The organism is Dyadobacter sp. HNCC25DJ187, from assembly GCF_056895255.1.
Genome location: NZ_JBXHAT010000002.1, coordinates 1,934,671 through 1,958,572 on the forward strand (window position 1 = coordinate 1,934,671; position 23,902 = coordinate 1,958,572).

Below are 23,902 nucleotides of genomic sequence, written 5' to 3' on the forward strand. Positions count from 1 at the left end.
ACAATCTTTTTTAACGTGGTATTAAATGTACTTCTACCAGATCTCCTGATTTTACTTCCCGCTGCTCCGATGGCAGATAAATAATCGCGTCAGCAAGCGCAAAAGACCGTAATGCAAAAGACTCCTGACCATCCAATGGCAAAACGCCGGAGTCGGTTAATAGGGCCTTCAGAAATTCATCACGCTCTCCTGTAAATGAATAATCTCTTATTACAGGCATTTGAACCGACTTAAGAAAGCAATCTTTCCAGCCTGATAAGCATCTTATCGCAGGAAGTACATATTCATAGTAACAAACCAAAGAGGACGCAGGATTCCCCGGTAAGGCAAAAAAAAGTTTTTGTTCCTTTTTTCCAAACAGCAAAGGTTTACCTGGTTTTTGTCTCACTTTATAAAATATCGTTTCTGTGCCCAGCTCCGCCAAGGCAGTTCCTACAAAATCATAATCCCCAACAGAAATTCCTCCGCTTGCAAGAACAACATCGTTGTTTCTGTATAAAAAATCTAAAGCTTCTTTCGTTGCTTCCAGATTATCCTTACTATGTAAAATATACACATCCGTAATTCCTTCCTTTTCCAAAGCAGCACGCAACATCACAGAATTCGATTCGTAAATTTGCCCGTGCCCGATATTACCACCCGCTTCTACCAGCTCATCTCCGGTAAGAAGCAAGCCTACTTTAGGCTTACGGTACACCAACACCTCACCTATATTAAGCCCCGCCAGAAACCCTACAGCCCCGGGAGAAAGTAATGTTCCTTTTTGTAAGGCAACATCTCCACGTCTGATCTGCTGACCTACATTACGGATGTTCTTTCCTGCAGTGACGGGAAATTCATTAATCACAACCCAATCCCCGTCTCTTGAAGTATGCTCCTGCATGATAACCGCGGACGCTCCTTCAGGCACAGGCGCTCCCGTAAATATCCGGACCGCGTTACCTCTTTCAACAAACTGTACCTTACTTTCCCCAGCTTTCGATTCCGACGACACACGCAATCTTGTACCTGTTTCATTAATATCGTCAAAATGTACGGCATAACCATCCATTGAAGATTGACGAAAAGATGGCAACGATATGGAGGCTGTCAAATCTTCAGCGAGGATGTAGTTGACTGATGCTGAAAGCAGCCTTCTCTCTGTGGAGAGCAATGCCGATTGGTTGATTATTCTTCTTTTAGCCTCGTTTACGGAGATCATTTCATAAAAGTTTAGCTATGCAAGATACAATATGTGAGTCATGAAAAGGAATTATATCCTACTCAAAACAAAGTCGAAATGAGTCAGAATATTAAAATTATACTACATGATTCAGAACCTGAATATGTAACCTACTGTGTATCAAACGTTGATTTAATATCACATATCTACATTCACAGTATAATGATATTCTGATTATAAGGTGAGGTTCGGCAGATATTATAAAAAACGAACTATTATTCATGTTCACGATATCTAAACGGCATTATTATTGCGTATACTCCAAAATTCGCAAAATTTAGTAATATTGAATTAGTACTATTAATATAATACTAATATGGCTGAAAATCAGTTTTTTACGTATAAATGAAATTTTATTAATTCAATACCGTTACCTTTGTACCCCTGGCAAAGATTTTGATGTGCACTCTGCATTGCTATTGTCTTTCCCAATTAATATATGTTTCACGAAATAAAAAGTGCATGATTCGACTAATCTTTGTTGCCTTCTCAATCGCAGTAATGGGCAAAATATCCATGAGCGAGGTGGAGGTAGAAAAGAAAGAACTGAAAGAACTAACAGAACTGAAAGACACTACAGACACTATTAATTCAGATCTTCTTGCTATTGACTTCTGTGGCGAAGCTATCCCATTATCAGAACTTCGCATCGCTCAGCGATATCAAACAATGATCAGAAATTACGATACCCCGGAATTTCGTAAGCTGATGACAAACACTGAAAAAAGGATGAAAACCGTTGAAAACATCCTTAAGAAGTACGGGGTACCAGCCGATTTTAAATACATACCTATCATAGAAAGCGCTATGAACAATGAAGTAAAATCTCATAGGGGCGCTGGAGGCTATTGGCAATTTATGCCATCTACTGCCAAATCTCTCGGACTGGTAGTCGACTCGCAAAGAGACGACAGGAAGCATCTGGTGAAATCCACCCATGCCGCAGCCAAATATCTGATAAGCTTGCACAAACAGCTAGGGTCATGGACGCTGGTGGCAGCAGCATTCAATGCAGGTCCGCAACACATTCAGGATCGCATGCAACGCCAGAACAAGGATGATTACTTCAAGTTGAAACTCAACGCAGAAACTACCAAATACATGTACAAACTTGTTGCCGTAAAGGAATGGTTCTCCAATCCTGAACGAAGCCGTGAGTGGGGAAGTGGTGAAGTGGTAGAACGTATCGCAGAAATTAAGCTGGATGCGAAAGATGACCTGGTAAAATCCGACTCTAAAACAGTTGCCCGACTGATAACAGGTTCTTAAATCAGAAGTTTAATTAACTTTATGTAGTAATGAAAAGCTGCGATATGCTTTTCTTTGCATCGGATATCCATATAATCATATGGATATCTTTTTTATAATTTATCTCAAATCTCGTTTTTACAGACATGACAAAAGCAGAAATGATCACAGATAAAGGAACTATGCTGATCGAACTATACGATGAGCACACTCCTATCGCCGTGAAAAACTTCGTTGATCTTTCAAAAAAGGGCTTTTACGACGGCTTAACTTTTCACCGTGTTATACCTGACTTTATGGTACAAGGTGGTGACCCTACCGGAACTGGTCGTGGAGGTCCTGGTTATACTATCAAATGCGAGGTAAAGAATGGCAACCAATACCATGACCGCGGCGTGCTATCTATGGCGCATGCAGGTCGTGATACGGGCGGATCACAGTTTTTTATCTGCCACAGCAGAAATAACACGGCCCATCTGGACGGAAATCATACTTGCTTTGGTAAAGTAGTAGAAGGTATTGATACAGTGGACCTGATACGTCAGGGTGATAAAATTCAGAAAATTACCATCATTGAAGAAGAGGTAGCTTAACCAAATCCGATCAATAAAAAATGCCTGCTTTCGAATCGAAAGCAGGCATTTTTTATTGATCCTTATGAATGAATTCTACCAGAAAGTAGCATAAAGAATCACCACGATCGCTAATACGGCTCCTGCTCCCACAGCAAACACGGTATCTACTTTGAACATCTTGGCGTCAATTTCAAGTCCTTTCTTCTCGTCAGGCATCACCAGACCTAATACAAACATCACAGCGACACATATCAGGAATACCCAACCCATCCTGTCAAGAAAAGGTATGGCAGTCCAATCAGTTATCAGAGAAAGTGGTGCCCAGTTATTATGCATGGCTAATGCGATTAAAAACCCACCAACGATTGCAAAAAGAGCGCCGGCTGAATTGGTTCTTTTCCAGAAGAATCCCATACTGAATGCTGCAAATACCCCCGGAGAAACCAGACCCGTCATTTCCTGAATAAATTGGAAACCACCTTTTTTATCAATACCCATATATGGAGAAATAAGTATTGCCAATAACATAGAAATGACAATTACAATTCTTCCCGTTTTAACAAGCTGCTCTTCCGATTTGTTTTTACCAAAGTATTCTTTGAAAATATCCAGTGTAAAAATGGTTGATATAGAATTGGCTTTTCCTGCAAGTGAAGCCACAACAGCTGCTGTCAAGGCAGCAAATGACAATCCTTTAAGTCCTACAGGAAGAAGTCCTAACAAAACAGGATAAGCCTTATCCGCAACGATTTCTCCATTTTCTGTCAACTCGTTCACGAATAAACCTTTGCTGTAAAGCGCGTATGCAGCAATACCAGGAATTACAACCAACGCTGGCATCAATAATTTAAGTGCGGCAGCGAATAGCAATCCCTTTCTTGCGGTTGGCAAGTCGGCTCCAAGTGCCCGCTGTGTGATATACTGATTACATCCCCAATAGTTCAGGTTCACAATCCACATCCCTCCGAATAACACCGTAAGGCCTGGCAGCTGAGAATAGAAAGGACTCGACTCTTTGAAGATCATATGAAAGTGATCGTCATGGTTACTTTTCATTTGCTGAAAACCATCCAACATACCTCCTACTGTTATAAGACCATCTCCCGAAACCAGGTTAAGCGCCAGATAAGAAGTAGCCAATCCACCAACAATCAGGAAAAATACCTGAATAACATCAGTATAACCGATCACCTTCATCCCACCGATTGTGATAATGATTGCAAAAATGGCAAGGCTCCACATACAAAACCAAAAATCAAGTCCGGATATTCCGGAAACTGCCAAAGCTCCTAAATACAGAATGGAGGTAAGATTTACCATAATGTACAAACCAAGCCAAAAAACCGCCATAATTAAACTTACCTGTTTGTTGTAGCGCTGAGTAAGAAATTGGGGCATGGTCCATATCTTATTCTTCAGATAGATAGGCATAAAGAAAACCGCAACTACAATCAGTGTAACAGCGGCCATCCATTCATAGGTAGAAATAGCAAGACCCATTGAAAAGCCATTTCCAGACATACCGATAAACTGTTCGGCAGAGATATTTGATGCGATCAAAGAAGCTCCGATTGCCCACCAGGTAAGCGACCCTTCTGCAAGAAAAAAGTCTTTTGTAGATTCTATTCCGGTTTTCTTTTTATTGTAGATATAGTAACCATAGGCAGCAACTATAATGAAATAAACAAAGAAGATGATGTAATCGGGTAATTGTAATTGTTGCATTTCAATCTTGGAAAATGAGATGGTGGAATGAGCATGTTGGTTCAACACGAAAGGTACACTATTTTCAGAAAATAGTACAAGCTGCATTGACCCAAATCAATGAAATGTGTCTGTAGAGGGGCCAAAATATGCTTAAAGTACAATAAAATTTTATTCAGAGGTTGGCATGCGATAGCGTACCTGACGTCGAAGAGGATTTCGGGGTAAATTTTGAAGATGATGTACCCCGGTTTTCTGTTGTTCAGTAAGACGGTAAACATCATGAAAACTCTCCCCCGCCCTCAAGCCATGTATCAGTGTGTCTACGCCTGTCTGCCCAGAATGGTAGAGCCAATATGAAACTTCCAATCCTGAAGTCATATATGCCAGCATGACATGACGCTGGTCTCCCGCAAAAAAATCCTTTACTGTTGTGATATTTTCGAGCTCCAGAATCTCCTGCCCACCTCCGGTATAAAAGGACCATTCATCCAGGTAGTCCAGATACCGACCAATACTATCCTGATTACTGACAAAACGCTGATCCAGCATTAAGGCTAATCCTTCATTGTACCACTGCGGCACATCCACGGTAGTTCTCCACCAACCCAACCGCGACAAAAGCTCTATGTGGCTCATTTCGTGACTAATTACATCCACATTCATCTCCTGTAGGCTCAACACAATGAAAGAGTTGCCCCATGGCGTGCCTAAGCTGCATCCGGCTCCCTCAGTGCTACTACAATATTTTTTGTACTGGTCCGGGTTGGTACAGATGATAATAGCAGGTTTGGACACTTTTCCTTTGTAAAACGAGTCAATGCGCGCCTCTGCTTTACGAACATCTCTGAGTACATTTTTAAAACTGGAGGTTGACAGTTCCGGGCTTACAAATACATCAGACCTGAGTTGATAAAAACCGGAAAGGCTGACGATTTCGCAATTGAATATTTGTGGATACAGAAATACCACACTTATTAAAATCATCAATATCCCGCCCATTGCGAACTTACAAACCTTAGCTAAATGCTTCAAAAATGGATTGTTAGTTCTCAAATCGGGATAGAAATTTAAATCGCAAACAGTAAAACCAGAAACAAAAATAACCGCAAATGCGCATTCAGGCATCTGCGGTTACAATATATAAAATATGTGGCACTCACCTCAGATGGCTCCTGCCTGTAATTTAGTGCTTAAAGTGGCGCACACCTGTAGTTACCATTGCCAAACCATTCGCATTGCAATAATCTACAGAATCTTTATCACGAATTGAGCCTCCCGGTTGTACCACCGCTGTAACACCTGCCAGATGAGCGATCTCAACACAGTCAGCAAATGGGAAGAAAGCATCAGATGCCATTACTGCTCCTGTAAGATCGAAATTGAACGCTTTTGCTTTTTCGATCGCCTGGCGCAACGCATCCACACGTGACGTTTGCCCGGTACCGCTTGCCAGCAATTGATTTTCATTAGCCAACACAATCGTGTTAGATTTGGTATGCTTACAAACTTTCAAAGCAAATTCCAGCGCTTTCAACTCAGAATCAGTAGGCGCCTTTTCTGTAACAGTTGTAAACTGTGAAGCCACCTCCGTTGAATTATCTTTATCCTGCACCAAAACACCGTTGAGGATAGTTTTGAACATTACCTCAGGCAACTTAACTGCATTACGCTTAAGCAAAATTCTGTTTTTCTTAGACTTTAAAAGAGCCAATGCATCCTCCTCATAAGCCGGAGCAATCAGAATCTCCATAAACAACTTATTCAGTTCTTCAGCCGTTGCAAGATCTACAGTTGTGTTCGTGATCACCACTCCACCAAAGGCAGATACGGGATCACATGCAAGTGCATTGTCATACGCTCCTTTTGAGGTTGCAGCCGTAGCTATACCACAAGCATTAGTATGCTTGATGATCGCAAATGTCGGCGCACCACCTTCGAATTCGTCAATCAGGTTCACACAAGCATCTACATCAACCAGATTATTATAGGACAATTCTTTTCCGTGAAGTTTATCAAATATACCTTCCAGGTCACCAAAATAGCTGGCACTTTGGTGCGGGTTCTCTCCGTAACGTAACGTTTGAGAAGGTAACTTTTGGAAATCATAAAGTGCAGCATCAGCCGGATCTTTACCCAGAAAATAACTGTTGATAGCCCCATCATACTGAGACGAAACTCCAAAAGCAGCTCCTGCATATGCACGACGGTCTTCCAGGTCTGTAGCACCTGCTTTCGCAATTAAAAGGTCAACAACAGCTGCATATTGACTTCTGTTCGATACTATAAGTGTATCTTTAAAATTCTTGGCAGTTGCTCTGATCAGAGAAATACCTCCGATATCTATTTTTTCAATAATGTCTTCCTCACCTGCACCTGATGCAACAGTTTCTTCAAACGGATAAAGATCCACTACAACCAGATCAATCGCCGGAATATTGTACTGTGCTGCCTGAGCTACATCCCCCGCATCGTCGCGACGATACAGGATACCGCCCATGATAGCCGGGTGTAATGTTTTAACACGACCTCCGAAAATCGACGGATAGCCAGTCAGTTCTTCCGCCGCCGTAACCGGGATTTGAAGATTCTCAATGAATGTTTGGGTTCCTCCGGTTGAGTAAAGTTTTACACCCTGCTCATGCAAAAGACGAACCAAAGGTTCAAGTCCATCCTTATAATATACTGAAATAAGTGCGGATTGGATTTTTTTAGACATTGTACGATTATTGATTATAGATTTGGGAGGCCGGTGGTTATGAAGATCAAATACAACAAAATTACATTCGGTCTTAAAACCGGTCCATCGTCCTTCTTAAAATAAGCCACAAAGATAAATCAAAAAAACACGCAGTGGTTTATTTTAATAAAAGATATCACCGAAGAAAACACCAGTAACGCAACGGAGCATAAACCGCTAACATCAAGTAACAAAGACTATGAATTTAAATCTAACAGGAAAAACATCATTGGTGTGCGGTAGTACGCAAGGAATAGGAAAAGCAACGGCATTAGAACTTGCACAGTTAGGCGCGAATGTGACACTGATAGCTAGAAATGAAACATCGCTTCGGGAGGTAGTAGAGTTGCTGGACACTTCTGGCGGACAGCTTCACCGGTACATCGTTGCCGATTTTTCAGATAATAAAAACGTCACGGATGCGATCAACAATTACCTTAGACTATGTCCCGATGTACATATTCTGATCAACAATACAGGCGGCCCTGCCGGCGGACAAGCTATTGACGCAACATCTGAACAGTTTGTCAAAGCTTTTCAAATGCATTTGGTCAATTACCAAAATATTACCCGAGCGGTGGTCCCGTCTATGAAGCGTGCAGGATTTGGAAGGATTGTCAATATCATCAGTACTTCTGTGAAGCAACCTATCGCTGGTCTTGGTGTTTCCAATACGATCAGAGCTGCTGTTGCCAGTTGGTCTAAAACACTCTCGGCAGAGCTTGGCCCCTTCGGTATTACTTGCAATAATGTACTGCCCGGCTACACCAAAACAGCCCGACTGAATGCCGTATTGCAAATGCGTAGCGAAGCTAGTGGTAAACCCCTTGAAGAAGTATCTGAAACTTTACAGAATGCCATACCCATAAGACGCTTCAGCGAAGCAGAAGAAGTGGCGGCGGCAGTGGCATTTCTATGCAGCCCGGCAGCAGCAAGTATCAATGGTATTAATCTGCCGGTAGATGGCGGTAGAACGGAGAGTTTGTAGTATCAGCAGACCATACATCAAAAAGGAACAAGTCTATAATGACCTGTTCCTTTTTGATGTTTGTCAAACCTAAAAATTAATATCCAGGGTTTTGATCAAGATTCCCATTAACTGCTATCTGCTGACTTGGAATAGCATAAATCAGTCTTATTGGATCGCTTTCTGCCGTCCTGATCTGCCCTGGTTTCAAGAATTTACCAAAACGAATCAGATCCTGACGTCTCCATCCTTCCCAATACAGCTCGCGAGAACGTTCGTCAAGTAATGTATCCAAGTTAAGTGCAGTTAACGCAGCAACACCACGGTTAGTCCTTATGGAATTAACCAGCGTTAATGCATCTGCGGCAGCTCCTGGAGTGCCTCCACGAAGAATTGCTTCCGCTTTCATCAGCAAGACGTCAGAATAACGGTAGACCACCCAGTCATTGTTTTTTTGTCCTCTTGATGCAAAGTCAAAAGGATATTTAATAACCCTGATTCCTGCAGTTTCCAACGTGTTACCGCTCGTACGAATTCCCACCTCTTTTGTAAATACCAGCGGTTGCGTAGAAGGCGTTCTTGCCATCAAGGGTTTGTTGGTTACCCAACTGGTTTGCTGCCCTTCCAAAAGACCTACATTCTGAATTTTGTAGCTTTTGGTACGGTTGGAAGTTGTATCAGCTGCATAGTTATAGTAAATACCTCTCCTTTCATCACCTGCACCAAATTTGTCATACAAGCCAGACAAAGCAGCCCATCCGTTCCATCCACCCGGAGTCATATTGTAATGGGAGACAGTCCAGTAAGCTCTGTCTACTCCACCGCCTCTTACACCTTCTTCATTATAAAGTGTAAAGATATTCTCAGTTGATAACAAATGGTTATCAGGTGCAAAGTTGTCAAAATACTTACCTTTAGCAGATATCGTATAGCCCGTAATCTCATTAGCCAAAGCAACCACCCTACTCATATCAGCTGGATCGAATGTAGGGTTTTGTCTGTTCAGGAAAGTACCTTTATTCAGATACACTTTCATCAGCAATGTTCTCGCTGCATTTTTATTAGCAACAAATGCAGCGCCGGAAGCCGGAAGGTTAGGTAGAATCGCGTTTACTTCCGAAATGATAAAATCAATGGCTTCCTGTGTACTCAATGTCTTGGGATCTTCACGAAAATCGTCCAAATTTTCTCTGTAAGGTACCACGCCCCATAAATCCAATACATCGAACATGGCTAATGCTCTGACAAAACGTGCTTCTGCAGCTTGTTGCGCGGAAGGACTATATCGCAATACATTAGAAGCCTGAAAAACTGTTGTTAACAACTGCACAAATGTGTCATTCATGTAGCCATTGTCAGCGTTCCAGGTATGGAGATGAATTGCACGGTGCTTGCCGTTATCATCCCAGTCACCTCCGCGCGTGGGAGCCACAGACTCGTCAGTTGAAAGCTGCTGTAGGCACCAGCGGTTTTCTTGCTGGTAAGGTCCGTTTAATGAAGCATATGCACTGATTAATAAGCCTCCCGGAGTAATATTTCCTGATGTGGATTCTTCCAGCTCACTCCTCAGTTGTTCGTCAAGATCCGAGCATGAGAACACGGAAAGCCCTAACAGAATAGTTGCACAATATGTTTTAAATCGCATAAAATCTTTGTTTTAAATTACAATGAAAAGTTCACTCCTAACAGATACGTTCGTGCAGACGGATACGGTACATACTCAATACCCAATGATGGAATATCATTGTTGGAGCCATCCGTATTAACTTCCGGATCAAACCCTCTGTACTTAGTCAAGACAAACAAATTCTGCCCTGTCAGGGAAATATTCAGATTTTTGAACGCTTTGCCAATGTTTCCTACTCTGTAACTCAATGTCATGTTAGACAACTTCATGAAGTCTCCCTTCTCCAGGTAACGAGTTGAAGGAGCTGCTGAATTGGAAGTAGACTCTTTCACATTGGTATCGTAAAAATCTTTAGCCATGTTCCTATTTGGCATATTATTGATTCCCAATACAGTAGCAAATGTATTATTGAACAGGGTGTGTCCAAAAGCACCATTCATATTTACTACAGCTGAAAACTTTTTGTAGGTTACATCTGTAGATATTCCAAGAAGTGTCCTTGGATTCGGACTTCCTACATAGTACTTGTTCTGTGCTGGGTCTACAGAAGTACTTGCGTTCCCATCCGCCCCTACATACATACTTGTTCCTGTAGCAGGATCCAGACCTGCATACTGAGCAAGATACCAAACGTTAAGTGGCTGCCCACTTATCATACGTTGGCCCAATACACCTGAGAATCCTTGACCCCTTAGTTGAGCCGTTTCATAAAATCCTGGTAAACCGGAAACACTGTTTTTCAGGAAAGTAGCGTTGGCAGAAAGATTCCAGGTAAAGTCTTTTGTTTCCAGTACAGTACCTGTAAGTGCTAATTCTACCCCCCTATTCACTACTTCTCCTTCAAGATTAACCCAAACTCTACCGTTTGGTGCTGGTTGTGCTATGGTTCTTTCGAACAAAGCATCGGTTGTTTTCTTATTGAAAAAGTCGACAGACCCAACGATTCTTGATTGGAACAGTCCAAAGTCAATACCTGCATTGATGGTCTCCGAGCTTTCCCACTTCAGATCCGGGTTACCGTAATTAACTTGTCGCACACTCTGGGTTTCAAATATGTAGCGGTCTCTTGATGCACCGGACGGGAACTCCCTGTTTCCGGTTTTACCCCATCCTACACGTACTTTCAGGTTATTCAGAGTAGTGTTTCCTTTCAAGAATTCCTCATTTGAAACATTCCAGGCAAATGCTAACGCAGGGAAATTTGCATATTTGTTGTTCTCTCCGAATTTCGTAGACCCATCTCTTCTGATCGTTCCTGTGAACAGGTATTTATCGAGTAGGTTCACACCGGCTCTAACAAAGAATGATTGCAGCTCATTGGTCGGACTTCTGTACGAATCTGCGCCTCTATTGTTGATAATTGAATAATCCAGATAATCATAGAAATCCAACCCAACATTAGGGAATCCGCTTGCATTCACCGTGTTCCAGCTGTTGGCGTAAGAAAGGAATTCATAACCTGCGACAGCATTAACACTTAATGATGGGGTAATTTGCTTGTTGTAAGAAAGTGTATGTGTTAACTGCTGGTTTGTTTCCTGGTTATTACCTACGAAAGCAAAACCGTTATTAGTGGTATTTTGATTGACAATACCATCAATCAACCTACCCTTCCTAATACCCATCTGACGCGTTACACTGTATATAAACTTATACTCCAGATCATTCGTAATCTTGAAAGAGGGTGCAATGTTGGCAACAATGGTATTTACCGTAGCATTATCCTTATATGCGAACAGGTTAGCAAGTGGGTTACCTGTAATCTGGTTAATATAGGTAAAGCTACCATCCGGATTTTTCAATGGACGGGTCGGATTCCAGGCAAGCGCCATAGAAATCAGGTTACCATCTGCTCCCCTGCCCACGTCTATCGGTACAATGTTCTCGTCAGTCTGAGTGAAAAGCACACCAAAGTCAAGGCCTAGTTTTTTACTCTCCAAAAATTTAAAGTTGGTATTCAAGCTAGCTGTGTACTTCTTCAAATCAGAATTCTGAATAATCCCTTTTTGATCCATGTAACCAGCAGAAACACGGTATTTACCATTATCAGTACCACCTGTTACTGCCACAGAATAGTTCTGCACCGGAGCTACTCTTGTTATTTCGTCAAAAGCATTTACATTATCCTTAAAGTCATATGAATTTGGATCAACATCAGGTGAATAATATTTTGCAGCCGCCCTGAATTCGTCGGCGGATAAAACTTCCGGTCTTCTAAGTAATGATGATACACCAGCCGACGCGTTGAAATTCACTGTCGGAGCACCTGAAGCACCACGTTTAGTGGTAATAATTACTACACCATTCGCTCCGCGCGAACCATAAATAGCTGTTGCAGACGCATCTTTAAGAATGTCCATACTGGCAATATCGCTTGGGTTCAAGTAAGCAAGCGGGTTACCCCCATCTGACCCAAAACCTCCGCTACCACCAGGACGTGCTGAGCTACCTGAAAGTGGAATACCATCTAATACAAAAAGAGGGTTGTTACCGGCGCGGATAGATGAATTACCACGGATCCTTACTGTAGCTGCTCCACCAGGCTGCCCCGTATTGTTGATCACCATTACGCCAGGTGTTCTTCCCTGGATAAGCTGATCCGGAGAAGTAATAACGCCCTTATTGAAATCTTTAGACTGTAAAGATGAGACAGAGCCGGTAAGGTCTTTTTTCTGTACCGTTCCGTAACCAATTACGACTACTTCTTCCAATGCTTTGGCGTCGTCAGTCATTGCTACATCGATCTTAGTCTCACTCCCCACAGTAACTTCCTTGCTCGTAAAACCGATAAAACTAAACTGAAGTACCGAAGCAGGTGCTACAGCAATGGAGTACTTCCCATCCATGTCGGTAGTAGTGCCGCGTGTGGTACCTTTCACTGTAATGGAAACACCGGGTAGACTTCCCCCCTTTCCATCATTTACCTGACCGGTAATTGTAATGTCCTGCGCATGCAGTTGGCCGCAAATCAGAAGACATGAGAACATGAGCAAATAGCTCAATCTCTTTACTAAGTCGTCTCTTCTCGGCTTAGATTTTTCAGTACTATCACCACGATGATGATAAGGACTTAAGGATAAATTCACCATAGGTTAAAAAACGGTTGATAAAACTGATGTTAGGTTAAAAATTTACAAACTATAAGTATTATAATCCTGTATACGTACTCTCAATATCAAATACTTATCGATGTAGATATTTGTATTTTACTAATACTAAACAAGAATATTATATCTTATAGGTGACAAATTAATATAATTACTTCCGATAATCCTATACAAAAAACAGCAAAACAATCCTTCTTTTTAACATTTTTTAACTGCCCGTATTTTATCTGATTATTATACAATATTGACCTTAGCGAAATACAATTAACATGCAAAATGGGTGATATCTTAAACTTTACCGTCGGACTTTCAGACTTCATCATTATATTCTATTCATAATTCTAAAAATCCTTGTGTGTTGTTCGTAACTTTGGCGCCGTTTCAAATCCCGATTTCTTGCTATTTATGGATGCTCAATCCTCTGTTACCGATACGGAATTAAAGTCTCTTGCCGCCCTGCTTGATGGTGATCTGTTCTATGACAATACAATACGTACGCTATATGCTACCGATGCTTCTGCTTACCGTGAAATGCCACTTGCAGTAGCTATACCCAAGTCTGAGTCAGATATTAAAAAACTGATCGCATTTGCGCGCGAAAACAGGGTTTCTCTCATTCCGCGAACGGCTGGGACATCGCTGGCCGGACAGGTTGTAGGTAGTGGCATCGTAGTGGATGTTTCAAAGAATTTCACCGAAATACTCGAAATCAATGCCGCTGAAAAGTGGGCGAGAGTCCAACCTGGTGTAGTGCGTGATGAGCTGAATATGGCTCTGAAACCATACGGATTATATTACGGCCCTGAAACCTCAACCGCCAACCGGGCCATGATTGGCGGTATGGTGGGAAACAATTCCTGTGGCTCCAACTCCATTGTATATGGTAGCGCACGGGAACATACATTAGAAGTAAAAGCAATCCTGGCCGATGGTACCAATGCAGAATTCAAAAACTTATCACCCTCACAGTATCAGGAACTACTGGTTTCGTCTGCGCAGAAAAATGGCAGCGCTGGATTGCTGGATAAAATATATTTAAAAACCGATGAGATCCTGTCATCAGGTGAAAATCAGGCCGAGATCAGAAAGAATTTCCCAAAGCCTACGGTTGAAAGAAGAAATACCGGCTATGCATTGGATATGTTGCTGAATACGCAGCCTTATCTGTCACAACAACAGGATGCAAAGCCTTTCAATATGTGCAGCCTCATCGCGGGCTCAGAAGGGACGTTGTGTTTCCTGACCGAGATTAAAGTAAATCTGGTTCCGACGCCTCCCAAAACGCAAGGGCTGGTGTGCATTCATTGCAATTCTATTGACGAGGCACTTCGGGCAACAGTACTCACATTGAAATACGGACCGCAGGCTGTAGAACTGATCGACAATTATGTATTGGAATGCGCCATGCTCAATGTCGAGCAGAAAAAGAATGCATTTTTTGTAAAGAACAAGCCAGACGGAACGATCCCCGCTATTCTGGTTGTAGATTTATCAAGAGAAACAACAGCCGAAGTAGAAGAATTAGCCTCTCAGATGACAGCTGAACTGATGGAAGCCGGCATGGGTTTTCACTACCCATTGCTGTTTGGTGATGACACAAAAAAAATATGGACTCTCCGCAAAGCCGGACTTGGTCTTTTATCCAACATACCCGGAGATGAAAAAGCCGTAGCCGTTATCGAAGATACAGCAGTGGACGTGTATGACCAACCGGAGTATATACGTGACTTTAATGAGATATTGAAGAAAAATGGCATGTCGGCTGTTCATTATGCTCATGCCGGTACGGGTGAGCTACATTTAAGACCTATTATTAATCTCAAAACCAGTGAAGGGCATCGCCAATTCAGGATGATTGCCGAAGAGATTGCTGATCTGGTTAAGAAATATGACGGCTCACTTTCGGGTGAGCATGGCGATGGACGTCTACGAGGTGAGTTCATCCCAAAAATGGTAGGAGAACATAACTATCAATTGTTCAGAGAGATCAAAAGTACATGGGATCCTGACAATATCTTTAATCCAGGTAAGATTGTAGATACGGCTCCGATGGACACTTTTCTTCGTTATGAGGCCGACCATAAAACTCCGGAATTTAAAACCTATTTCCGTTTCCACGATCAGGATATCTTGCAACATGCTGAGCAATGCAACGGATCTGGCGACTGCCGTAAAACGCAACTCAGTGGTGGCACGATGTGTCCCAGCTTCATGGCTACCAGGAATGAGAAGGATACCACCCGTGCCAGGGCAAATATTCTGCGTGAAATGCTTACGCATTCTCCAAAGGAAAACCGTTTCAACAATAAGGAAATTAAAGAGGTATATGATCTTTGCCTGGCCTGCAAAGGTTGTAAGGGCGAGTGCCCGTCAAATGTGGACGTGGCCAAACTCAAAATGGAATTTTTGCAACAATACCATGATGAGAATGGCATACCGCTCCGTTCCTGGTTGGTGGGTAACTTCTCAAAAATGACTGGACTTGCCAGCTATGTACCCTGGGCATATAATGCTGTTTACAAAAATGCTCCATTACGCAAAATTGCAAATCAGATCGTAGGGTTCCATCCCGAACGTACGATGCCCCTGTTACACAGCACAACTTTACTGAGCTGGTGGAAGAATCATTATAAAAAGAAAGATGAATTAAGAATTAAGAATACGGCAGAAAGTTCCCATGCCCCTAGCCCCGCCTCCTCTGCCAAAAGAGTTTATCTCTTCTGCGATGAATTCACCAACTTTAACGATGTTGAAATTGGCAAGAAAGCGATTCTTACACTTGAGAAACTAGGATACGAGGTAGTCATACCGAAACATGGCCCTTCGGGACGGCCACAGCTTTCAAAGGGGTTATTAAAGGACGCAAAAAAAATCGCCGAAGACAATATCAGACTGCTGAAGGATGTAATTTCTTATGATATGCCGCTGGTTGGAATTGAGCCTTCTGCTATTCTGACATTCCGTGATGAATACCCTGATCTTGTAAGCGATGAATGGGTAGAAGATGCCAAAAAACTCGCGCAAAATGCATTACAATTTGATGAATTTGTAGCTCGTGAAATTGAACTTAAGCATATTTCAAAAGACCTTTTCACGAAGGAGAAAAAGTTGATCAAGCTACACGGACACTGTCAGCAAAAAGCGATATCAAGTATGGTTCCGACTAAAAAGATGTTGTCCCTTCCGGAAAATTATACTGTTCAGCTGATACCATCGGGCTGCTGCGGTATGGCAGGATCTTTCGGATATGAGAAAGAGCATTATGATATCTCCATGCAGATCGGTGAACTGGTCCTTTTCCCCGCTGTGAGACAACAACCTGAGGAAGTAATTATCGCTGCACCGGGAACAAGCTGTCGCCATCAGATCCATGATGGTACAGGTAGAAAGGCGATGCACCCTGCAGAAATTCTTTGGGAAGCAATGGTCTAGTCCTATTTTTGTTACATCCCTACGGGACTTAAAATGGACTGTGCATATTTACATTCTACCGATATTATATCCCTCCGGGATCTGAATTCAGAGAAGATAATTATAATTCCGTAGGCATGTGATATCGGTATAATCATTACAACCTCATTTAAAACGGACTATACCATTTGCATTCTGGCGACATTGTATCGCCCCGCGATCTGAATTTAAGGAAAATAACTACAATGCCGTATGCATGTTATATCGGTAGAAACATATAAGGTTAATCGTCAGACGGCTTTCTGCGTAAAGATTTGGTCAGCGCGTTTCGTTGTTTGCTTTGCAACCGTTCCATTTTTGAAGCCAGTGTCGGGCGGGTAGCTTTCCTTCTTCTTATTGGCTTAAATGCATCTGTTATGAGTGCATCAAATTTACGAATCACTTTTTCCTTATTAGCCAGCTGCGACCGTTCAGTCTGATGGTACAGCACTAATACCTTGTCATTTGTGAGCCGATTACTTATCTTCTGATAGATTACATCTTTCTGTTCCGAAGTCAGTATTTGTGAATTTTCAACATCAAACCTCAACTCCACTTTCGTTTCAACTTTGTTCACATTTTGCCCTCCGCGACCTCCACTTCTGGCGGTTTGAAAAAGCAACTCTGAATGCAAGATCTCGGGATCTATCATTTTACAACTACTCTATTTGTTAAGGTTTGTTAATATATATACGCCTTGATGAGGGAATTACGCTTATCAAATGTCCTATCACGGAACAAAACTACTTAAAAAGCAAAATACACAACCACTAATTAATTGATATACAGATCATTCAAACAAAAATATTATTACTTGCAACCAATGTCCCTAAAAAGACATCCTTCCACAGAATAAACCATACCATAGGGTTTGCATGCAAAGGTCGTTAAACCCAAAACAAAAAAGAATGTCCAACCGTCGATTTTAATTTTAGAAAAACAATTAATTCAAATAGCTATGAACACCATTCAAAAACTTCGGACTCTCGGCCTGGCTATCATGCTACTTACCGGAGCATCCGTTCAGGAAAAAGTGAATGCTCAACCTGGTGTTTCTATATCTTTCCAAACGTTTTATAACGAGCTTTCACCGTATGGTCGCTGGATCAACTCTCCCCAGTATGGCTCTGTATGGAGCCCGTATGTAGAAAGAGGATTTCAACCGTATTCAACAAACGGATATTGGGAAGTTACAGAGTATGGAAATACATGGGTTTCAGACTACGAATGGGGATGGGCACCTTTTCACTATGGTCGCTGGTCTCATGATGATTACAATGGATGGTTTTGGGTACCGGGTTATGAGTGGGGACCAGCATGGGTTAACTGGCGCTCGGGTGGCGATTATTACGGATGGGCTCCGCTGGGTCCTGGTATGAATGTGAATATATCTGTGAGCCTTCCCTCCTTCTGGTGGGTATTCGTACCACAGCGGTACATCACAACTCGTAACTGGTACAATTACTGCCCTCCGCGCAGCCGCGTGACACGTATCTACAACCAAACCACGATCATCAATAATTACTACCGCCAGGACAATCGTACTTATGCATATGGCCCAAGAAGGGAAGATATGGAAAGGGTAACGAGAAGAAATATTCCTGTCAGAGAAATAGATCATGGCAGAAGAGGACGTGTGATTACTGAACGTTCTCCTTATGACCGTTACGATGCACCAGACAGAAATGCACCGATCTATCGCCAGAATGGAAGAAGGTCTGCGGATAATGGACGCTATGAGAGTCCCTCACGCAGCAATGCTGAACGAAATGATGCAGGTAGCCGCTCATCGGGTAATGATAGCAGGGTTTACGAAAGACCGTCCCGAAGCGGGAACTCAGAGCGTGAAGTGTATTCCAATGAAAACAACCGCAGAAATTCTGATACTTACCGTTCTGCCCCAAGTTCGCCACAGCCTAGCAGAGAATATCGTTCTCCGTCGCCCAATACAGAGCGTAGCAGCAGATCGTCACAGGCTGAGATTGGAGGAGCGCGTAATTCGGGAAGATCTTCGGGCGGTGATGCTCCGGCAGTTCGACAGGCTCCCACTGAGAGAAATTCCGCCCCGCGGGAATCCAGAAGCACGGGTTCAGAAAATTCCTCAGGCGGCAGCCGCTCCGAACGCAGCAGCAGATCTCCAAGATAATATTTCCTAGATCCTTCGTGTACCCCATCGGTGATTCCGATGGGGTTTTTGTTTGAAAAAGAGCTATAGAAAAGGGTATTTTCCGATTTTATTTGACTCTTTACATCAATATTTTAGCCAGACTTTAAAGCGCAGCATTTGCAATGGAAACACAGTTTGATATCGAATTCAAGGAGAGCGCTCCCAAGTACATGCAGATTATCAAATCCTTATTACTGGCTATCAGTAAGGGAAAATTAAAGCGGGGAGATAAAATACCGTCAATCAACCAATTAAGTGAGGAATATCTTTTATCCAGAGATACGGTGGAAAAAGCATACAAACATTTAATTAAAGATGGTGTACTTGTTTCTGCAAGAGGAAAAGGTTATTTTATCAATCGTGTGGATATAGAAAATACGACGCGGATCCTTCTTGTATTCAACAAAATCAGCAATTATAAAAAGCAGATTTACAACGCATTTGTTGACAGTATGGGCCCGAATGTGAATGTAGACTTACACATTCATCATTCCAATGTAAACATATTCAGGAATCTGATTCAAAACAGTCTTGGAGAATATGATAACTATGTGATCATGCCTCATTTTTATGAAAATGCAGACGAGGCTCTGGAAGTATTAAAACTGATCCCTGGAGAAAAGCTGATTTTACTTGACAAAGACATAGACTTACTGAACAAGAAGCACTCAGCTGTATTTCAAAACTATGAAAAAGATATTGTGTATGCGCTCAATCAGGCTGTAGATCTTTTGATGGGTTATCATAAAATCATACTCATATTTCCTTCCATGATTCCTTATCCTAAAGACATCATCAAGGGATTTCGCATTTTTTGTATTCAGCATCATTTCGAACATGAAATCATTTATGACTTTCACGGAGACAGCCAGGCTATTAAAAATGCAGCATATGTCAGTATAGAAGAAAACGACCTGGTAAACCTGATCAAGAAATGCCGGGAGCAAAAGTTGCTCATTGGCAAAGACATTGGCATTATTTCCTACAATGAGACACCATTGAAAGAAATATTGCTGGATGGTATCACTACTATATCTACCGATCACGAATTAATGGGTAGAACAGCCGCCGAACTAATCAAAACCAACCGCCAGGAACTTGTCAAAAACCCCTTTACTCTGATCAGGAGAAAGTCTTTGTGAGATTGGTGACTTACATGAAATAGATCAACTGGTAAAATCTAAAGTAATCAGAACAACAAAATGCATTCCCGTTTACACAGAAATGCATTTTCATCTGCTTATACAAATAGCAGATTAGAGGCTTACAATCCTGTAGCTACAGTAACTTTACCTCTTTCATTCATCAGTTCTGATCTAACTTTCAGGTTTCTGAACAAACCCACAGGATCTAAAGAACCTCCGCTCAAACGCATTGCTTCGCGTACCAGAGGACGAACGTCTGTTCTGAATGCGTTTTGCAGAATTTGCTGCGCAAGCACCACATCATTTTGCTGACGGGCTTGTTCCAGTTTCGTACGATCGACAAGTAATGCCTGTGCGTAAGAAAGCAAGATAGCCTCCACCGACTGCAGTAAATCTTCCAGAGGATCTTTTACGTTATGGCTTGCGTCGATCATCCATGCATAACCGTCACTTCCTTTGCCGGCACGTTTCATCCCTTCTACAAGCTCAACGAAGATCAGAAACAACATATACGGACGTATGCTTCCAACTGTCAGGTCATCGTCGCCATATTTGGAATCATTGAAGTGGAAACCAGCCAAACGGCCTTCCATCATCAGTGTAGCCACAATTTGCTCAATATTGGCATTTGGTAAGTGATGACCAAGGTCTACCAGTACATCCGCTTTTGCACCCAGTTTCTGACAGAAAAGCAGTGAGCTTCCCCAATCCTGAATGACTGTAGAATAGAAATTAGGCTCGTAAGCTTTATACTCTACAAACACTTTCCAATCGTCCGGCAGGGCGGCATATATTTCCTGAAGAGACTCCAGCGTGTTCTGGAATGATCTTACAAAGTTTGACTGTCCCGGAAAGCACGACCCATCTGAAAGCCAGATTGACAATGCTTTCGAACCTAAATCTTTACCATACTTGATCACTTCTATATTGTGTTCAACCGCCTGTTTCCTAACCGCCTTATCCACATGAGACAATGATCCGAACTTATAAGAATGTTCCTGATCCTTCTGATCCTGGAAGGTGTTGGAATTAACCGCATCAAAAGTAAGATTCAGAGAAGAGGCCAGACTGATCACCGACTGCGCCTGACTAGGTATATCCCAGGGAATATGAAGTGATATAGATCCGCTTGAACGGTTTAAGGCATGTAGCAAACCCACATCTTCAATTTTTTCTTCCAATGAACGTGGCTCACCTCCACCGGAAAAACGTCCGAAACGTGTACCACCTGTTCCCAATGCCCAGCTTGGAATTGCCACCTGAAATGCTTCAAGTTGCTTCACAATATCGTTGGCATTAATTCCCTGCTCACCAAGTTGTTCTTTTAAGAAAACAAACTGATTGTTGTGCCTTGAAAACAAGCTGTCGTTATGCTGGTCAATATGATATTTTTCGATTTTCATAATTTTAGCTTTAAGCTGATGGTCTCTGATCAAAAGCCATCGTAAACTTGATTATTATCTGCTTTAAAAATGAAAAGTTCGAAGGCCGCTGACCTTCAAACTTTCCAAACTAACAAACTCTTATTATTATCTTACAAATGCAGCCGGTACACCACCATCTACATTGATTACATTACCAGTACTTTTGCTCAGCAGTCCACCCACAAGAACGAAAACGCCATTTGCAATGTCTTCTGTATGGATTTCAGCTCCCAAAACAGTACGTTTTGCATAATAAGCAGGCAATTCTTCAATTTTGATTCCGTAAGCTTTTGCACGCCCTGCAGCCCAGCCACTCTCCCAGATTTTACTTCCGGAAATAACAGCATCAGGATTCACTACGTTGACACGGATTTTGTCCGGTCCAAGTTCTGCCGCCAAAAGACGCGTCATATGTTGCTGAGCAGCTTTCGCTGTTCCATATGCTACATTATTTGGCCCTGATACCAACCCATTTTTACTTGCGATGTTTACAATATCACCACCTAAGCCCTGCTGACGCATGATCGCTACCGATTCCTGCGAAACAAGAAACTGGCCTTTTACCAATACGTCCTGCAAAATATCCCAGTCCTTAATCGTTGTTTCTGCCAATGGCTTAGAAATAGAAAGACCAGCACAGTTCACTACGATATCTATACCACCAAATTTCAGCTTTGTGATATCAAGCGCAGCTTTAATCTGATCTGCTTCCAATACGTTGGCATTAGCAGTCGCTGAGAAATCCTTACCAAACTTGGCATCGAACTCAGCTTTCGTTTCTGCAAGCGCATTGGCATCTATATCAGAAATTACTACACATGCACCTTCCTGAAGGAACTTCTGAGCAATGGCTTTACCAATACCTCCCGATCCGCCAGTAACGATAGCCACCTTACGGGAAAGCGCTTTTTCTTTTGGCATACGTTGCAATTTTGCTTCTTCCAAAAGCCAGTATTCAATATCAAATGCTTCCTGCTCAGGCAGAGATACATAAGAAGAAATCGCCTCAGCGCCCTTCATTACATTGATAGCATTGGTATAGAATTCTGCCGCTACGCGTGCAGTTTGTTTGTCTTTTGCAAAAGAGAACATACCCACACCAGGAAGTAAAATAATTACCGGATTCGGGTCACGTACTGCCGGGCTGTTATCATGCTTGCAACGGTCATAATAAGCCTGATAATCCACTCGATATGCTTCAAACTGCGGACGTACTTTATCGAGAATTTCCTGGTCGTTGCCACCAAGCAGCTCAAAAGGAAGATCTAAAACCAACGGACGGATTTTTGTGCGCAGGAAGTGATCCGGGCAGCTGGTTCCAAGCGGAGCCAATTTATCCAGATCATGGCTGCCGATGAATTCAAGCACGCGTTCATCATCCGTAAAGTGGCCAACCATTGCCTGCTTGTCAGATGCCAGACCACGCAAATAAGGAGCCAGCTTTGCAGCAATTTCCTGACGTTTTTCTACAGCTTCGTTCTCCACACGCTGTCCGCCAAACACCGGACGGCTTTTTCCATAGTTTGCAGCAAGATACTCCGATGCTTTTTCGATGGTATCAAGCGTATTAATATATGACTCATATGCAGTGTCACCCCAGGTAAACAAACCGTGACCACCCAATACGATACCGCGGATTCCAGGATTTTCGGCAAGTGCCTGCTCCAGTTTCAACCCAAGGTCGAAACCAGGACGCTGCCAGGGTACCCACGCCAGTTCACCACCAAATAATTCTTTTGTTATAGCTTCGCCCTCTTTAGATGCCGCTATCGCGATCAGGGCATCAGGATGCAGGTGATCAATATGTTTGAATGGCAATAAACCATGTAATGGCGTATCAATAGACGGAGCTTTCGATTTAAGATCATAGATACAGTGATTAAACAGCTCCACCATTTCATCCTCAAATTCCAGACCACGGTAAATATTTTTGAGGTTATGCAGTCTGTCCTGATACAAACCTGCAAGCCCGCTTCTTGTAAGCGTACCAATATCACCTCCTGAACCTTTGATCCACATCACTTCAACAGGATTTCCTGTAAGAGGATCTTTCTCGATTGTTTTACAACTTGTATTACCACCAGCATAGTTAGTAAGACGGAGATCCGCACCTAACAAATTGGAACGATAAAGGAGAAGTGCTACCTGGTCATCACCTAAAGAAGCTGCCTTTTCATCGTCCCATAAATAACTCACATACTTGTACTGGTCTGCTTTTGAACTGCTCATATTTTGTGTTTTTAAATTATCAGGTTTAAAGTAACTGGTCTGTTCAGGATTGAACTGGCACTGGCCGTTCACTATTTTTCTAAACTGATACAAGATTAGGCAACTTCACTTTAGACACCGTCCTGTGGTATCCTGCATGTATCAATAAATTAAGATTTTATGTGATATTAAAAAGTATACGGACATAGACATCATACTCTTATTCGCTGGTATTTTAATGTATCCACGGTGATAACGACTACGCTATAACAAAAAATGAGCTGAACCAACAGGCACAGCTCATCCTTAAATTTAACA

Annotated in this window: 15 protein-coding genes; 6 read left to right on the forward strand and 9 right to left on the reverse strand. The window is 42.3% G+C overall.

The window, feature by feature from the left end:
- Positions 1-10: 10 nt before the first annotated feature.
- Positions 11-1,201, reverse strand: coding sequence for a molybdopterin molybdotransferase MoeA (locus AC1XUE_RS18965; protein ID WP_483357558.1), 1,191 nt, complete (start codon positions 1,199-1,201; stop codon positions 11-13).
- A 483-nt stretch (positions 1,202-1,684) separates the two neighbouring features.
- On the opposite strand from AC1XUE_RS18965, the gene AC1XUE_RS18970 reads away from it, so the two are divergent.
- On the forward strand, positions 1,685-2,491 hold the full coding sequence (locus AC1XUE_RS18970; protein WP_483357559.1) for a lytic transglycosylase domain-containing protein: 807 nt from the start codon (positions 1,685-1,687) through the stop codon (positions 2,489-2,491).
- Positions 2,492-2,616: 125 nt separating this feature from the next.
- Positions 2,617-3,063 carry a peptidylprolyl isomerase gene (locus AC1XUE_RS18975; protein ID WP_483357560.1) on the forward strand — a complete coding sequence of 149 codons (447 nt, stop codon included), beginning with the start codon at positions 2,617-2,619 and terminating at the stop codon, positions 3,061-3,063.
- 75 nt (positions 3,064-3,138) lie between these two features.
- Here AC1XUE_RS18975 and AC1XUE_RS18980 read toward each other — a convergent pair whose 3' ends face one another.
- From AC1XUE_RS18980 to purH, 3 genes are all read right to left on the reverse strand, one after another.
- Entirely contained in the window at positions 3,139-4,770 is a 1,632-nt protein-coding gene (locus AC1XUE_RS18980) for a sodium:solute symporter family transporter (RefSeq protein WP_483358012.1), read from the reverse strand.
- A gap of 150 nt (positions 4,771-4,920) precedes the next feature.
- Positions 4,921-5,784, reverse strand: coding sequence for a hypothetical protein (locus AC1XUE_RS18985; RefSeq protein WP_483357561.1), 864 nt, complete (start codon positions 5,782-5,784; stop codon positions 4,921-4,923).
- 151 nt (positions 5,785-5,935) lie between these two features.
- Complete coding sequence (gene purH / locus AC1XUE_RS18990) at positions 5,936-7,468, reverse strand: bifunctional phosphoribosylaminoimidazolecarboxamide formyltransferase/IMP cyclohydrolase (RefSeq protein ID WP_483357562.1); 1,533 nt, start codon at positions 7,466-7,468, stop codon at positions 5,936-5,938.
- A gap of 220 nt (positions 7,469-7,688) precedes the next feature.
- Between purH and AC1XUE_RS18995 the strand changes: the two genes are divergently transcribed.
- A complete protein-coding gene (locus AC1XUE_RS18995) occupies positions 7,689-8,477 on the forward strand; it encodes an SDR family oxidoreductase (RefSeq protein ID WP_483357563.1) in 789 nt (262 codons plus the stop codon).
- 76 nt (positions 8,478-8,553) lie between these two features.
- On the opposite strand, the gene AC1XUE_RS19000 is transcribed toward AC1XUE_RS18995, so the two are convergent.
- Together AC1XUE_RS19000 and AC1XUE_RS19005 are read right to left on the reverse strand one after the other, a co-directional pair.
- Positions 8,554-10,101: a RagB/SusD family nutrient uptake outer membrane protein gene (locus AC1XUE_RS19000; protein ID WP_483357564.1), complete on the reverse strand. Its 1,548-nt coding sequence runs from the start codon at positions 10,099-10,101 to the stop codon at positions 8,554-8,556.
- Positions 10,102-10,118: 17 nt separating this feature from the next.
- The gene (locus AC1XUE_RS19005) at positions 10,119-13,172 is read right to left on the reverse strand and encodes a SusC/RagA family TonB-linked outer membrane protein (protein WP_483357565.1); all 3,054 of its coding nucleotides are present in this window, start codon (positions 13,170-13,172) and stop codon (positions 10,119-10,121) included.
- A 423-nt stretch (positions 13,173-13,595) separates the two neighbouring features.
- Between AC1XUE_RS19005 and AC1XUE_RS19010 the strand changes: the two genes are divergently transcribed.
- Positions 13,596-16,622: an FAD-binding and (Fe-S)-binding domain-containing protein gene (locus AC1XUE_RS19010; protein WP_483357566.1), complete on the forward strand. Its 3,027-nt coding sequence runs from the start codon at positions 13,596-13,598 to the stop codon at positions 16,620-16,622.
- A gap of 262 nt (positions 16,623-16,884) precedes the next feature.
- Here the strand turns inward: AC1XUE_RS19010 and arfB are convergent, their stop codons facing one another.
- Complete coding sequence (gene arfB, locus AC1XUE_RS19015) at positions 16,885-17,292, reverse strand: alternative ribosome rescue aminoacyl-tRNA hydrolase ArfB (RefSeq protein ID WP_483357567.1); 408 nt, start codon at positions 17,290-17,292, stop codon at positions 16,885-16,887.
- Between the two features lie 306 nt (positions 17,293-17,598).
- Between arfB and AC1XUE_RS19020 the strand changes: the two genes are divergently transcribed.
- Both AC1XUE_RS19020 and AC1XUE_RS19025 read left to right on the forward strand, forming a co-directional pair.
- Positions 17,599-18,786 (forward strand): DUF6600 domain-containing protein, encoded by a 1,188-nt coding sequence (locus AC1XUE_RS19020; protein WP_483357568.1) that lies wholly within the window; start codon positions 17,599-17,601, stop codon positions 18,784-18,786.
- Between the two features lie 143 nt (positions 18,787-18,929).
- Complete coding sequence (locus tag AC1XUE_RS19025) at positions 18,930-19,949, forward strand: GntR family transcriptional regulator (RefSeq protein WP_483357569.1); 1,020 nt, start codon at positions 18,930-18,932, stop codon at positions 19,947-19,949.
- A gap of 122 nt (positions 19,950-20,071) precedes the next feature.
- Here the strand turns inward: AC1XUE_RS19025 and AC1XUE_RS19030 are convergent, their stop codons facing one another.
- Together AC1XUE_RS19030 and AC1XUE_RS19035 are read right to left on the reverse strand one after the other, a co-directional pair.
- On the reverse strand, positions 20,072-21,355 hold the full coding sequence (locus AC1XUE_RS19030; protein WP_483357570.1) for a sugar isomerase: 1,284 nt from the start codon (positions 21,353-21,355) through the stop codon (positions 20,072-20,074).
- Positions 21,356-21,481: 126 nt separating this feature from the next.
- Positions 21,482-23,605: a bifunctional aldolase/short-chain dehydrogenase gene (locus AC1XUE_RS19035; RefSeq protein WP_483357571.1), complete on the reverse strand. Its 2,124-nt coding sequence runs from the start codon at positions 23,603-23,605 to the stop codon at positions 21,482-21,484.
- Positions 23,606-23,902 lie beyond the last annotated feature (297 nt).